This is a genomic window from Coprococcus sp. OM06-34AC, from assembly GCF_003462545.1.
Taxonomy (GTDB): domain Bacteria; phylum Bacillota; class Clostridia; order Lachnospirales; family Lachnospiraceae; genus Coprococcus; species Coprococcus aceti.
The window spans coordinates 187,511-202,869 of record NZ_QTZF01000006.1 but is presented as its reverse complement, the minus strand read 5'-3'; the positions used below and the strand labels follow the sequence as shown (position 1 = coordinate 202,869).

At 46.3% G+C, this 15,359-nt stretch carries 10 protein-coding genes; 9 read left to right on the top strand and 1 reads right to left on the bottom strand.

The window, feature by feature from the left end:
- Positions 1 to 14: 14 nt before the first annotated feature.
- The 8 genes from DXB91_RS11240 to DXB91_RS11205 all read left to right on the top strand — a co-directional run bounded on the left by DXB91_RS11240 (position 15) and on the right by DXB91_RS11205 (position 11,854).
- Positions 15 to 815, top strand: coding sequence for a hypothetical protein (locus DXB91_RS11240; protein WP_118018010.1), 801 nt, complete (start codon positions 15 to 17; stop codon positions 813 to 815).
- A gap of 12 nt (positions 816 to 827) precedes the next feature.
- The gene (locus DXB91_RS11235; protein WP_118018008.1) at positions 828 to 6,008 is read left to right on the top strand and encodes an Ig-like domain-containing protein; all 5,181 of its coding nucleotides are present in this window, start codon (positions 828 to 830) and stop codon (positions 6,006 to 6,008) included.
- A 16-nt stretch (positions 6,009 to 6,024) separates the two neighbouring features.
- The gene (locus tag DXB91_RS11230; protein WP_118018006.1) at positions 6,025 to 6,675 is read left to right on the top strand and encodes an HAD family hydrolase; all 651 of its coding nucleotides are present in this window, start codon (positions 6,025 to 6,027) and stop codon (positions 6,673 to 6,675) included.
- Positions 6,676 to 6,749: 74 nt separating this feature from the next.
- Positions 6,750 to 7,112, top strand: a complete 363-nt coding sequence (locus tag DXB91_RS11225; protein WP_015534335.1) for a TIGR04086 family membrane protein — start codon at positions 6,750 to 6,752, stop codon at positions 7,110 to 7,112.
- 72 nt (positions 7,113 to 7,184) lie between these two features.
- Complete coding sequence (gene scfA, locus DXB91_RS11220) at positions 7,185 to 7,334, top strand: six-cysteine ranthipeptide SCIFF (protein WP_015534334.1); 150 nt, start codon at positions 7,185 to 7,187, stop codon at positions 7,332 to 7,334.
- 146 nt (positions 7,335 to 7,480) lie between these two features.
- Complete coding sequence (gene scfB / locus DXB91_RS11215; protein ID WP_015534333.1) at positions 7,481 to 8,845, top strand: thioether cross-link-forming SCIFF peptide maturase; 1,365 nt, start codon at positions 7,481 to 7,483, stop codon at positions 8,843 to 8,845.
- Between the two features lie 21 nt (positions 8,846 to 8,866).
- Positions 8,867 to 11,059, top strand: a complete 2,193-nt coding sequence (locus DXB91_RS11210) for a protein translocase subunit SecDF (protein WP_015534332.1) — start codon at positions 8,867 to 8,869, stop codon at positions 11,057 to 11,059.
- A 102-nt stretch (positions 11,060 to 11,161) separates the two neighbouring features.
- Entirely contained in the window at positions 11,162 to 11,854 is a 693-nt protein-coding gene (locus DXB91_RS11205) for an HAD family hydrolase (RefSeq protein ID WP_242992639.1), read from the top strand.
- A gap of 168 nt (positions 11,855 to 12,022) precedes the next feature.
- On the opposite strand, the gene fucO is transcribed toward DXB91_RS11205, so the two are convergent.
- On the bottom strand, positions 12,023 to 13,171 hold the full coding sequence (gene fucO / locus DXB91_RS11200; RefSeq protein WP_015534330.1) for a lactaldehyde reductase: 1,149 nt from the start codon (positions 13,169 to 13,171) through the stop codon (positions 12,023 to 12,025).
- A gap of 269 nt (positions 13,172 to 13,440) precedes the next feature.
- Between fucO and recJ the strand changes: the two genes are divergently transcribed.
- Entirely contained in the window at positions 13,441 to 15,324 is a 1,884-nt protein-coding gene (recJ, locus tag DXB91_RS11195; protein ID WP_118018004.1) for a single-stranded-DNA-specific exonuclease RecJ, read from the top strand.
- Positions 15,325 to 15,359 lie beyond the last annotated feature (35 nt).

The window sequence follows — 15,359 nt, the reverse complement described above, 5'->3', positions numbered from 1 at the left end:
AGGAGTGAAAGGTTATGGCAACAGTTTATAATGTAATGTTATATGGCGGCCTGGCACTTGCGATCGTATTCGCTATTGTGGCGGTGGTACTGTTCTTTGTGTTAAAGATACCGAAGGCGGTGGGAATTGCCACAGGCTCAACAGCCCGTAAGAAGATCGATGAGATCAAGGAGAAGGGCTATGAGAGTGTACAGGGAGGCGGTGCCTCCAAACAGGAGGCGATCAAGAACCATACATCCAGAATTTCGGTAAGGGATGTAAAGTCAACTGCAGCCGAAAAACATTCTGAAAAGGGAATGGCAAATTACGAGAAAGCGATAGCTGATCTCGGGAAAAAGAGACTGGAGGATGAAGGCGAGACTGCAACTGATATTCTCCGCGATGATGCCGAGGAGGCAACAGATATTCTGAGGGAAGACGAAGAGAATCTTGACATCAATGGCAGCAGCTTTGAGGAGGCGACAGACATCCTCAGAGAAGATGCGGATGAGGAAGCAACGGACATACTCAGAAGTGATGAGGCGGACGAGGAAGCAACGGACATACTCAGAAGTGATGAGGCGGACGAGGAAGCAACGGACATACTCAGAAGTGATGAGGCGGACGAGGAAGCAACGGACATACTCAGAAGTGATGAGGCGGACGAGGAAGCAACGGACATACTCAGAAGCGATGACGCAGACGAGGAAGCAACGGATGTACTTAGAAGCGATGACGCAGATGATTCCACAGCTGTTCTTCAGGGAGGACGCGCAGCGAGCTCGGTAAGAATGATAAAGAATGTAATTATAGTACATTCCGATGAAGATATATAGGAGGAGAGGGACATGAAAAAGGTTATGCAGAATAAATCACTTTTGCATCGACTGATCGCGCTTACGATGGCGGTAGTTATGACACTCACTCTTGTGGCGATCGATTCACATTTTCATTTGTTTGCGGAGGAGGAAGATATACAGACCATAGATGTAACGGCCATTGTAAAGGGCGATAAGGCGGATATGGTGTATGGCTTCAAGGATTTTGACAAGGCAATAAAGTTCAAGATCAAGTCCGACAAAGTTGACGGAATCGACAGCAGCAAGTTGGGAGTGGCTGTTTACAAAGGAGCTACAGCGGACGATAAGATCGCTACAGCCACAGATGCAGCAGGAAAGCTTGTCACATTTGATAATGTGTATGAGCTGAAGAATGACACAGCAGTACAGAAGATAGCTATTTACTATTATACAGGTACTGATGAGAGCGGCGATTTCGAGCTGCTTGGAACCATAAAGGTTGCCGTGGATAAGCAGACACCTACAATATCGGTTGAGGCTGATGATAACTACAACCTTCACAACAAGGTGAGCGATGGCTATTATCTCCTGAACCTCACAAGCAGTGATGCCGACAGAACATTTGTGATAGACGCCAAGGATACCACAGATGCAGCAGAGGGAAATGCCACAGGAATAGACTATGTGGAGTATTCATCAGACAATGGAAAGACCTGGAGCAAGACTGAGAGCACATCCCAGTTTGTTGCACCTGATAAGAGTGGAACATACAAGTTCAGAGCGGTCGATGTTGCAGGAAACAAGTCAGAGGAGACCAGTGTTATCGTCAAGAAGCTCAACGGAGCTCCTGTCATAACAAGTGTTACCCCTGAGATCATACAGAAGAACGGAGTGGATTACAGATTCCCTCAGCTCAAGGTAGATGATGCTTATAAGTTCACTGTACAGGTGAAGAAGGTTACAGTCGGCAGTGATAACACTGAGATAGATGACGTGAGCCTGTACTACGAGCTTACGGGTGCAGCTTCAGCAGTGGAGTGCACAGGCAAAAAGGCTGTGTCCGGCGGATATGAATATGAATTCGAGATAAGTGCACAGTGGTTCAAGAAGGACAATGCAGACAATGCAAAGAAGCTTGTCATTTACGCCAAGGAGAACGAGTTTGGCAATAACTCAGTCGGCGCAGATGAGGATGGCGACATTGTATTTGTAAAGGAAGGAAAGCCTGAACTCACAGTTACAGGCGGTTCCACAAGCTATGTGAAATCCACAAAGCTGACAGTGAAGGCAACTGGAGAGTATTCTTACATAGACACCGTGTCATACAGCGTGGATGGCAAGAAGGAAACGATCCTTGAAAAAGGAAACAAGTTCACATACAGCAGCGATGTCCGTGTGAGCGGTGGAGATGTACAGGATTCAACAAAGTCAGACATATATCTGGCTGATGGAGAGCATACCATCACATTTGCGGCAAAGGACTTCGCCGGAATAGATGGCAGGATAGAGACTGTAGTCAAGGTGGATAATACAGCACCTGTTGTAAAGGTTACGGACAACGCCGGAACAGACAGGACAAACAATGATCAGCAGTACACGGTCACAGACGCAAAGGAAGCTGTTCTTAATATAAAGTACAGCGATGCCACATCAGGTGTTGCATCGGCGGTCGCTTCACTCAAGAAGGCAGATGCAAATGGATCATATACATCAGTCAAGAACTGGTATTCAACATCTACAGGTGACAATGGCCTGCAGAGCGGAAAAGAGATAAGCATAGATGGTTCAGGAAGTTATGTCCTGACAGTTGTGGTAACTGACGAGGCTGGAAATAAGACAGAGACGAACACATATGTGTATGTCAATGTGGATGGCCTTTCAGGAGAGAAGTTATCTGTGAACGGTACAGATGCTGACAACGGCGCTATATTCTGGAGAAATGATGATACTCTGACTGTAGAGGGTGCAGTATCAGGCTTCCAGCTTGCAGCAGATGACGCAAAGCTGGTGATCACCAGAACATCATTTGCAGGAAAGAAGGATAAGGCAGTTGAGGTAAAGGGTACAGTTGCCGCTGCATATGACAAGAATACGGTCAACATATCCTACGAGCTTCCAGATGAGGGTGTGTACGAGATCTCACTCATGGCGAGAATACACGATCCGAACAATGCTGACACGAAGTTCAAAGAAGTACAGAGCATAAAGGTTTACTATGATAAGACTGCACCGGCAAATGTGAAGCTGGAGTGTGCAAACCAGAAATACAAATCAGGATCGACATTCTATTACAGATCAAAGAGTGACGTGAAGATCAAGGTCTCTGGTTCCGATAACAATGACAGCAATGGCAAAGTTACATATACAGTAGGCAGAAGCAGCGCAGCCGGATCACAGGACATTACAGGAAGCATTAATGTATCAGGAAATGATATAGAAAAGACACTGGATGCAAAGGCCCTTGGCATAACAGATGAAAATACAGAGTACACGATGACTGTTAAGCTGAAGGACAGAGCAGGAAACGAGAGCAAGGCCAGTCAGGAGATACACCTGATAGTTGATACCGTCAAGCCATCAGTGTCAATAGATGGAACTGCCGGCGGAAAGCTGATAAATTACTGGAATAACAGCAATGTGACCATAACAGCAAGGGGAACTGACAATTACTTCGTGGAGAAGTTCGTTGTGACAGGAACACGCGATGGCAGGAGCATAAGCAAGTATGAGCTGGATGCGGATTACACTGCAAATGCAGCAAAGTCCACAACATTCAAAGAGCCTGGACTTTATAATATCACGATCGTTGCTGTCGATGAGGTTGGCAATGAGTCGGGTAAGGCAACAACTTCATTTGTAATAGATAAGAAGAGCCCTGAGATATCAGTTGTGTCCGGTGGAAGCAGCAGATTCCTTAACAGGAGCAGAACTATTACATTTGGCATAGAAGACGATTATGGAATGGATGCACAGAATGCAACGCTTAAGGTACACTACAAGACCTACAGTGATTCGAACTGGTCAGAGACAACGGTTCCGTTCCAGACAGCAGATGGCAAGACCACTGCAGCATATAAGATGACAGCTAAGGGCGGCAAGGCAACTGTATATTATTTCACAGTTGAGGGAGCCGATAATTCCGGCAATGCACTGAAGCCGGCAGCAGACGAGGCGTTCAGTGTTCAGGAGGGCACAAGTGCTCTCAATACAAAGAATTATTACGTCGACACCACAGAGCCACTTGTGTATGTGGACGATGATCCTGAGTACAGACTGGATAATAACAATTACTTCAAGACTTCAATATCATTCAGAGTTGGTGTGGAGGAACAGTTCAAGTCGCTTCAGAACACCATTATCACAGAGAATGATGGAAATGCAGCAGTGGATGAGAATCCGCAATACTTCTATATAAAGAGTAACGGCGGAACATGGGGCAAGAAGTACACATATGATAAGGAAGGTGAGTATGATCTCACCATGACCGTTACCGACAAGTGTGGAAATGAAGGAACAACAGGAACCCATTTCTACATAGACAAGCACAAGCCTGAGATACAGCTTGGAAATGTCAACACTATAAACAACAGCGATGTGACAGTCCCTGTAACACTTACAGATAACATGAGAGGTGGAAAGTACACCATTCATGTAGTCAGAACAAATGAGGGTGGATCTGTTGTAGAGAACAGAGATATCAGAAAGAATGTTACCTGGGGAACAAAGGGCGATGGAGTCAGCACAGTCAGAGAGGTACTCAGCGGTGTGACATTTGACGCCCAGGGTGATTACACAGTCACCGTGTCCGCAGAGGATAAGGCGGGCAACAAGGCTGTGACCAGAACAGTGAAGTTCAGAATCGATAAGACTGCACCGGTTATATCGATTTCAGGAATGAACGACAGACAGACAACGGCGGTAAATGCAACCATCAGCATAGATGAGGCATTCTCATTTGCATATGAGAACAACAATCTTGCCGCAGATGCATTTAACGTGACAATAACCAGAAAGACGGACGGAACAGCGGCATCGAATATCGCTACGCTGGGAACAAGCAGCTTCTCAGGAAGCAATCCACATACCGCAACTTACAACTTTACAGAGGATGGCGAGTACACGATCACAGCAAATGCAAGAGATCTTGCAGGAAATGTGGCAGCCAGCCAGACCAAGACCTTCAAGGTTGACTCAAAGGCACCTGTTGTAAAGGTGAGCGCAGTGGATAAGAACAACAAGGAAGTAAAGAATTACGACCCAATAGGAAGTATGGATTCTTCCGCACCGAACTATGTTGATATGTCACTGAGCGTTCAGGAGTCATTCTTCTCGACAGATGATGTGAAGATAACCGTGAAGAAGGACAGCAAGGATGTGTCATCATCATACTTTACAAATTACAGCAATTCTTCAGAGCTCAGCACAGGAAGCCAGAGATTCTCTGAGGATGGTGTATACGAGGTGTCAATAACAGCGCAGGATGAACTGGGAAATAAGGCTGATGATTACAGCCTGGTATTCACAGTCGATAACACACCACCTGAGCTCAAGGCTACATCGACACTTGCCGGATTCATGAGCAAGAGCATTGCAAGCGATGACGGAACACTGCTTCTCAATGCATCAGATTTTGCTGATATACGAGACAAGGGCTACGAAGCACTGTGGGATGTAAGTGATACTTCAGACTTCTCGGTTGACGCCAAGATAGACGGAGTAAATCTTATCGATTTCTCAGATATGACAGACGGATATCACAAGATAACACTTACAGTAACTGACAAGGTTGGACACACGGCAACACAGGAATTTGATTATACGTATGATGGTACTGCACCACGAATCATCATAACAGGTGTTGAGGATGGAGAGACTCTCAGAGAGCCATTCAACATGACGATAGGTCTTGAGAATGAGGAAGACGAGATCACATCCATCGTTATAAATGGCAATACCATAGATCCTGCAAGCTATCAGGCAGATAACAAGTATGAGATGCAGGTAGATCAGTATGATACATACACGGTTGAGGTAACAGCCCAGGATAAGGCCGGTAATATAGCGACAACATATGACAGAGAGACCGGAGAGGTATTCACCTTCAAGCTCAGCGAAAAGATGTCACCGGTTGTGCTGATCATAATAATAATCGCAGCGATCCTGCTTCTTGCATTGCTTGCATTCATCATCATAGCTGGCAGAAGAAGAAAGAAAAACGCCGCTGCTTAATGTAGGAGAAAGTGCTATGTACAGGGCAGTTGTATTTGATATGGACGGCGTGTTGGTAGACACGGAGAAGATATACAGGAAGTGCTGGAAGGAAAACGGCATGAGCATAGGGATTCCTGAGGCACAGATGGAAAATGTATGTGACCGGGTGGCTGGAGGCAACAAGACCTCCAACGCCCGGGTATTTAAGGAAATAATGGGCGAAGATTTTGATTATCTTGCGTTCAGACAGAGAACAATGGATCTGTTCGATGAACATGTGGAAAAGTATGGAATAGACATAAAGCCACATGTCGAGGACACGCTGAGATTCTTAAAAGAACACGGCGTGAAGATAGCACTTGCAACCTCCACTGCGAGGACGAGGGCGCAGCAGAGACTTGATAGCGTTGGAATAGCCGGATACTTCGATGAAAAGGTATGCGGAGACGAGATCACCCACGGAAAGCCGGAGCCTGATATATATTTGAAGGCCTGCGGGAAGCTGGGCGTAAACCCAGACGAAGCGGTGGCCGTTGAGGACTCTGTGAATGGTATCATATCTGCCAGCCGGGCAGGGCTATGTACGGTCATGGTGGTGGATCTGATAAAACCAAATGATATCACGCGCGAGCGTGCATACAAAACCTTTTATGATATAGAAGATATATGCAGCCTGTTTGAGTAAACAGGCTGTATTTTTATTAATAAAATGAGGAGGAACATCATAATAATGTAAAGAGTAAAGAATATGGTGGTAGTATGTCTGCAAGTCAGAAATTTATGGGAGTTGTAAAGGGATTGATCCTGTCCTATCTGCTCACGATAATCATGCTGTTTATAACGGCGGTGGTCGTATACAAAGTGGGGATAAGCGATAAGGTGCTCGGTATACTGGTTGTTGTGATATACATAGTGGCCACATTTGCCGGGGGCTTTGTTACGGGCAGAAAAGTCAGGGAGAAGCGTTTCCTGTGGGGGATGGTGTATGGCCTGACTTACATATCGGTCGCATTGACCGTGTCGGTGCTGTTTACAGGTTCAGGCGACAGAGAGGGAATAGCAGTTATAACCAAGTGTATTATGTGCGTTGCAGGCGGGATGCTGGGGGCTATGCTCAGTTAAAAAAAACTTTTACTTTATATATCTTTGTGTTATAATCCCGGTATATGACATAAAAAGAGAGGTGTATCCAGAATGAAGAGAATTAAAACACTCACAAACAGGACTATGAAGAATACAATGGTCAAGGGTGGATGTGGCGAGTGCCAGACATCATGCCAGTCAGCTTGTAAGACATCATGCACAGTTGGTAATCAGAGCTGTGAGAATGTTAACAACAAGTAATTTGTAACAGGTTTGTATTTGATCAGCTAAAGGGGACCGTCGTTTATGATGACAGTCCTCTTTAGTGCGTGTATAAGGGTGCCGTGTGTGGCGCCTTGAATTAGAATTTCACGGATAGATCCGATGGAATATATTGAAGGAGAATTATGGTTCATCAGTACAAGAACAATGGTTATAATATAGTGCTTGATGTCTGTAGTGGTTCTGTACATGTCGTAGACGATCTTGTCTATGATATTATTTCTTTATATGAGGAGAATGATAAAGAGCAGATTATAAAGGCACTGTCACAGTATGACAGCGCAGATGTTTCCGAGGCTTATGACGAGGTAGCCCAACTGGTAGAGGACGGAACATTATTTACAGATGACGTATACAAAGATTATATTATAGATTTCAAGAAGAGAAAGACAGTTGTCAAGGCGTTGTGTCTGCATATCGCCCATGACTGTAACCTTGCCTGCAGATACTGCTTTGCCGGTGAGGGAGAATATAAGGGAGACAGGGCGCTTATGTCACTTGAGGTGGCAAAGAAATCCCTGGATTTTCTGGTTGCGAATTCCGGTTTAAGAAGAAATCTCGAGGTGGATTTCTTCGGCGGTGAGCCGCTTATGAACTGGGATGTAGTCAAGAAGACTGTGGAATACGGAAGAAGCCTTGAGGAGAAGTATGACAAGAAGTTCAGATTCACACTTACTACCAACGGAGTGCTTCTGAATGACGAGATCATGGAATTTGCCAACAGAGAGATGGCGAACGTGGTGCTCAGCATAGATGGAAGGAAGGAAGTCCACGACTACATGAGACCTACAAGGAATGGCAAGGGAAGTTATGATGTGATATTATCCAAGTTCCAGGAATTTGCCAAGAAGAGAGCAGGCAAGAGCTACTACGTAAGAGGTACTTACACTCATAACAACCTTGATTTCTCACAGGACGTGCTTCATATGGCGGATCTGGGATTTGACCAGATATCCGTTGAGCCTGTTGTATCACTTCCGGACGAGCCATATGCTATAAAGGAAGAGGATATACCGGTACTGCTTGAGCAGTACGATATCCTGGCTAAGGAGATGATCAAGAGACATAAGGAGGGAAGAGGCTTCAATTTCTTCCACTTCATGATAGATCTTGAGGGTGGACCTTGCGTAGCCAAGAGACTTTCCGGTTGTGGTTCAGGTACAGAGTACATGGCGGTCACTCCTTGGGGAGACCTTTATCCTTGCCATCAGTTTGTTGGTGAGGATGATTTCTGTATAGGAAATGTATTCGATGGAATCAAGAATCAGGATATAGTCAATGAATTCAAGCTGTGCAATGTATATGCCAAGGATAAGTGTAAGGACTGCTTTGCAAGATTCTATTGCAGCGGTGGCTGTGCGGCCAACTCATACAAGTTCCACGGCAATATACTTGATGCATATGACATAGGTTGTGAGCTTCAGAAGAAGCGTATAGAATGTGCAATCATGCTGAAGGCGGCTATGGCCGATGAGGCAGAAGAGGAATAAAAAGGGTAAAAGGAGAAGACGATGAAGAAGACAAAGAGAAACGCTGTACTCGTCATCATTGCCTTTCTGCTTATACTGGGTGTTGCTATATATACAGCAATATTCGGTGTTGCAGACAGAGGTAAAGTCGAGTACATCAAGCTTGGACTTGACCTTAAGGGTGGTCTGAGTGTAACTTACGAGATTCAGGAGGATGATTACAGCGACAAGGATCTCGAGGATACCAAGTATAAGATTGAGCAGCGTGTAGAGGCCTACACCAATGAGTACTCAGTCTATGAAGATGGAGACAAGAAGATCACAGCAGAGATCCCGGGTGTAACAAATGCAGATGAGATACTTAATGCTCTGAATATTGAGGGAAAGCTTGAGTTTCTTGATCCGGACAATTATACAAAGTGGTCACAGGGACAGGAGTATGAGGCTGCTCTTACAGGAGATGACATCAAAAATGCCACAGCCGGAATTGACTCAGATAACGGCAATGACAATGTGGTACAGCTTGCATTCACCGATGAGGGAGCTCAGAAGTTCGCTGATGTTACCGCGGCAAATGTTGGGAATATAGTATACATTATATATGACAACAAGGTCGTAAGTGCACCAACAGTACAGTCAGCCATAACAGGCGGAAGCGCAGAAATCAACAAGATCGGAAGCTACGAGGAGGCCGAGCAGCTTGCTACTACTATCCGTATCGGAGCACTTCCTCTTACACTTAAGCAGGTTCGTTCCAATATAGTAGGTGCTACACTTGGATCAGATGCCATCAGCACAAGCCTTAAGGCAGGTGCGATCGGTATTGCACTTGTATTTCTTATCATGATCATAGTATTTAGGATCCCAGGTCTTGTGGCATCATTTGCTCTGGCATTCTACACAATACTTGATCTGCTGGTACTCAATCTGTTCAACGTAACACTGACACTTCCTGGTATAGCTGGTGTTATCCTGTCAGTAGGTATGGCGGTCGATGCCAACGTAATCATATTCACGCGTATCAAAGAGGAGCTGGCGGATGGCAAGTCCGTAAAGCAGGCTGTAAAGGGTGGTTTCCACAATGCCCTGTCAGCCATCATAGATGGTAACGTTACAACACTTATAGCAGCTCTTGTACTTGGAATATTCGGAACAGGTACTATCAAGGGATTTGCGATCACACTGGCTATCGGTGTTGTTCTTTCAGTATTCACAGCTCTGGCAGTCAGCCAGTCACTGCTCACAGCGCTTGTAAATCTCGGCGTTACAGATGCCAAGTATTTCGGCGTTGCAAGAGAGCCAAAGAAGACAAACTTCGTGAAGGCAGGTAAGTTCTGTATGCTCGGATCACTCATTGTGATCATCGCATGCTTCTGTATGATGCCTGTTAATAATAAGTCAAAGGGTTCACCACTTAACTTCAGTGTTGAGTTTGCAGGCGGTACAAGCCTTACAGTAGGTTTTGACAAAGAGTACTCACTTAGCGAGGCTGAGAAAGATATAGTTCCTGTCATTGCAGAGGCAGCCGGTATCGGTGAAGCGGGAATATCAGTACAGACAGTATCCGGAACAAATGAGATCGTGTTCAAGATGCCTGAGCTTTCAGATGACGGAACAGATGACTCACAGATGTCCAAGGTGCGCAGCGCACTCACAGACAAGCTTGGCGCAGATGTCAAGGAGGCAAACGTAATAAGTGGATCAGTCAGCAGCGAGATGTCCAAGAACGCTATATTCTCAGTCATCCTTGCAGCTATCCTGATGCTTATATACATTGCTATCAGATTCCATGATGTGAAGTTTGGTGCAAGTGCAGTTATCGCACTTCTCCACGATGTTGCGATGGTATTCTGTCTGTATATTATACTGAGACTTACAGTTGGTAACACATGTATCGCATGTCTGCTTACCATAGTGGGTTACTCGATCAATGCGACGATCATCATATTCGACCGTGTAAGAGAGAATATAGGTGTTATGAAGCCTAAGAAGGCCACATACAAGGATATAGTCAACCTGAGTATCAACCAGACCTTCAGCAGAACAATATATACATCACTCACAACATTTGTTACAATATTCGTTCTGTATATCATGGGAGTGGCATCCATCAAGGAGTTCGCTCTCACACTTATGGCTGGTGTAGTTATCGGTGCTTACTCTTCAGTATGTATCACAGGTCCACTCTGGTACTACATGAAGACAAAGCTTGGTAAGACAGAAAAAGATGCTTAATAGAATAAAGTTATCGGACGGATGTCAGATGACAGATGATAACAGGCTTCCATGGCAGAGATGCTGTGGAAGCCTGTTGTATTATTGGGAGATGGAAGAGATATGAATTGTAAAGCAGTGGTGTTTGATATGGATGGAGTCATCCTCGATTCAGAACAATTGGTTGTCAAGAGCTGGCAGAAGACAGCGGACAAATATGGCATAGAGGACATAGAGAGCTTCTGTATGGCTGCCCTTGGACTCAACCGTGAGGCGGCGAAGAAGCTGTTCGTGCAGATGTACAAAGGAAGATGTGATGAAGGACAGGATACATTGGATGAGGAGAGATATGAGAGCCTCAAGGTTGAGATGGCGGCGGAATTCCACCGGGCAGCGGCAGAGGGAGAGCTTGTGCTGAAGCCGGGAGTTACGGACATGCTGAAGATGCTCAGGGATAATGGCATACCATGTGCCCTTGCCACATCCACCAGAAAAGAGGTAGTCACCATGGAGCTCATCAACCTCGGGGTGATAGATTACTTCGACAAGCTTGTATGTGGAGACATGGTAGATCGGAGCAAACCCGCACCGGATATATTCCTGAAGGCCTGTGAAGAGCTTGGAGTTGAGTCGGAGAGTGCATGGGCGGTGGAGGACTCATACAACGGAGTCAGAGCAGCATATGCGGCAGGGATGAAGATTGCCATGATCCCGGACCTCGTGCAGCCGGATGATGAGATGAGGGATAAGGCAGATTTTATATTTAAGAATATGAATGAGTTTCAAGAGTATATTCTTGAGTCCATCAGAGCATGACAGATGGATCCGACGAATAAAAAAAGAACTCCTGATGCAGAGAGAGCAAAATCTCTGTAACAGGAGTTCTTTTAGTTAGTTTTTAGGGGTTTAAGGGGACTGGTGAGGTCCCATATATAATATGTAAGTCCCGGCAAAGGACTGACATATTTTGATCTAATGGGTCAGTTAGATCAATGACTCGTAGAGCTTGGTGATATCCTCCACGCTAGTCTCTTTTGGATTGCCCGGACGACATGCGTCATCGTAGGCTGACTGTGCCAGGAATGGAATATCCTCTGGCTTTACAATGTCTTTAAGGTCTGTAGGAATGCCTACATCGATGGACAACTGGCGTACTGCGTCGACAGCAGCCTTTCTGTATTCTTCCTGGGTCATGTCATCCACGCCCTTGACGCCCATGGCTCTTGCTATCTCGCGGTACTTCTCGCCGGTAGCCTCTGCGTTGTACTCCATGACAGTTGGGAGAATGATGGCATTTGCAACACCGTGAGGTGTGTCATACAGAGCTCCCAGTGGATGAGCCATGGAATGAACGATTCCAAGACCTACATTTGAGAAGCCCATGCCTGCAACATACTGGCCAAGAGCCATATCTGCACGGCCCTCAGGCGTATTGGCAACAGCCCCTCTGAGTGAACGGCTGATGATCTCGATTGCCTTGAGGTGGAACATGTCTGACAGCTCCCATGCGGCTGCGGTGATGTAACCCTCGATTGCGTGTGTCAGTGCATCCATACCTGTTGCTGCGGTGAGTCCCTTTGGCATGGAGCTCATCATCTCAGGATCGACAAATGCCACAACAGGAATGTCCTTAGGATCAACACATACCATCTTGCGGTTCTTCTCAACATCTGTGATGACGTAGTTGATAGTTACCTCTGCTGCGGTTCCGGCTGTAGTTGGAACTGCAAATATAGGAACTGATTTATTCTTTGTAGGTGCAACACCCTCCAGACTTCTGATGTCTGCAAAATCAGGGTTGGCAATAACTATGCCGATACCCTTGGCAGTGTCCATGGATGATCCGCCGCCTATGGCGATGATGTAATCTGCCTCAGCAGCCTTAAATGCGGCCACACCCTGCTGCACGTTCTCTATAGTAGGGTTTGGCTTGATGTTGGAATAGATCTCGTATGCAAGTCCTGCACCGTCCAGAACATCGGTGACCTTCTTGGTCACACCGAACTTGATCAGATCAGGATCTGAGCACACAAGAGCCTTGGCGAAGCCTCTGCCGACTGCCTCTGTGGCGATCTCAGCGATGGCACCCGCTCCGTGGTAAGAGGTTTCATTGAGTACGAATCTGTTTGCCATAAAAATATCTCCTCCTTTGCACTGCGCATTTGTGATAGAACTTTCAGATGCTGCCATCAAAATGCACAAAAGATATATTCAAAATGTATATTTATTATAACATTTATACAATAAAAAGCAAATAGACATAACAGGTGAAATGTCAACATTTACAGGCAAAATGGCGGCATTTACACTGGTAATACCATAATGCGTCTGCTAAAATATGTGGATGGATACAGCAGGGATGCGGATATGTTCCTGCGATAAAATGATACGGAGAACAGAAGATGACATTGACACCGGAGCAGAAGGATATAATAGATAAATATGTGAAGAAGCCAGAGTGGAGAGTGGCGGGCAAAAGAGCGGACTTTAATGCCATAGGCGAGAGGTTCGGTGTGAGTCCTGTTGTGGCGAGGGTTATCACGAACAGAGGAGTCACCGGGGAGAAAGCCATAGCTATGTACCTTGATGGCGGCTGGGATTCCATGCACGATCCGGCACTGATGAAGGATATGGTGGAAGCCGGTGAGATAATAAAGGAAAAGCTCAGCGATAACAGGAGGATAAGGATAATCTCGGACTACGACGTGGACGGGGTTACCTCCAATTATATATTGCTTCTCGGCCTTCGGAGAACATGGACGGCGCTGCACGGAAGCTGCGCTGATGACTGCACCGTGGTGGATTACGACATTCCACATCGAGTGCATGATGGATACGGAATAAATAAAAGACTTATAGATGCCGCCATAGCGGATGGTGTTGATACTATCATAACCTGCGACAATGGAATAGCGGCGATAGAACAGGTGAGATATGCGAAGGAGCGCGGGCTTACGGTCATCGTCACGGATCACCATCAGATCCCATTTGAGGAGAGTGATGGCGGCGAGCGGGTATATATGCTGCCCCAGGCGGATGCGGTCATAGACAATCAGAGGCAGGACTGTGAATATCCATTCAAGGGGCTGTGCGGGGCCGGCGTTGCGTTCAAGCTCATCCAGTACATGTACAGGATATGCGGGATAGCCGAGAGCGAGGTAAATGAATTCATGGAGATCCTGGGGCTGGCTACCAACTGTGACATGATGGATCTGGTGGATGAGAACAGACTCTATGTAAAATATGCCCTTGAAAGTCTGAAGGACAGCCGCAATCCGGGTCTGAATGCCCTCATGATGCTCAGCGGCAGAAATGAGAAGAAGATATCAACGTATGATCTGGGATTTCTGATAGGGCCGTGCATCAATGCGGCGGGAAGACTGGGGGATGCGAAACAGAGCCTTGAGTTCTTGCTTGAGAGAGATCCAAATGTCGCCGAGGCAAGGGCTAGGGACCTGCTGGCTGTCAACAATGAGAGAAAGAGCATGACGGAGGCCGGAGCCCGGCATATCACAGATATGCTTGAGACAGCCACTGTGAACGGAGAGTTCGGACAGGCGGCTACCCTTGCGGACAAGGTACTTGTGGTGTATATACCGGCTGTACATGAGAGCGTTGTGGGAATAATCGCCAGCAGGCTCAAGGAGGCATACACAAGACCTGTGATGGTGTTCACGGACGCAGAGACGCCGGGGATACTGAAAGGATCGGGAAGATCCATAGACAGCTACAACATGTTCGAGGAGCTGAACCGGTTCCGGGAGATGTTCACTGCATTTGGCGGACATGCCATGGCGGCGGGCTTTTCCATAGAGAAGGAGAGGCTTGACGAGCTGAGGCGGAAGCTCAATGAAGCGGCGGTGCTGACGGATGAAGATATAACACCTAAGCTGATGATAGATGTGGCCATGCCGCTGGCGTACAACAGCATAGAGCTGACGGAACAGATCGAGAGGCTTGAACCATACGGAAAGGGTAACAGGAAACCGTTGTTTGCACAGGCGGCAGTACCGGTGCGAAGGGCGCAGATACTTGGAAGAAACAAAAATCTTCTGAAGCTCCAGCTTGATACCGGGTACGGAAGGTGCGTGGATGCCATAGATTTTGATCCGGATACATTTGTGAATAACATAAAACAGTGGTTTGGAGAGGATGAATGTGTTAAAATGTTAAATGGTCAGCCGAACGCCGTAGTGATAGATGTCGCATACTATCCGACCATCAATGAATATATGGGAAGACGTTCACTCCAGATGAAGATGGAGGCCTATAACAAGGGAATATAAGCTGACTTTGATGAGAATACTATTAAGTACATTTG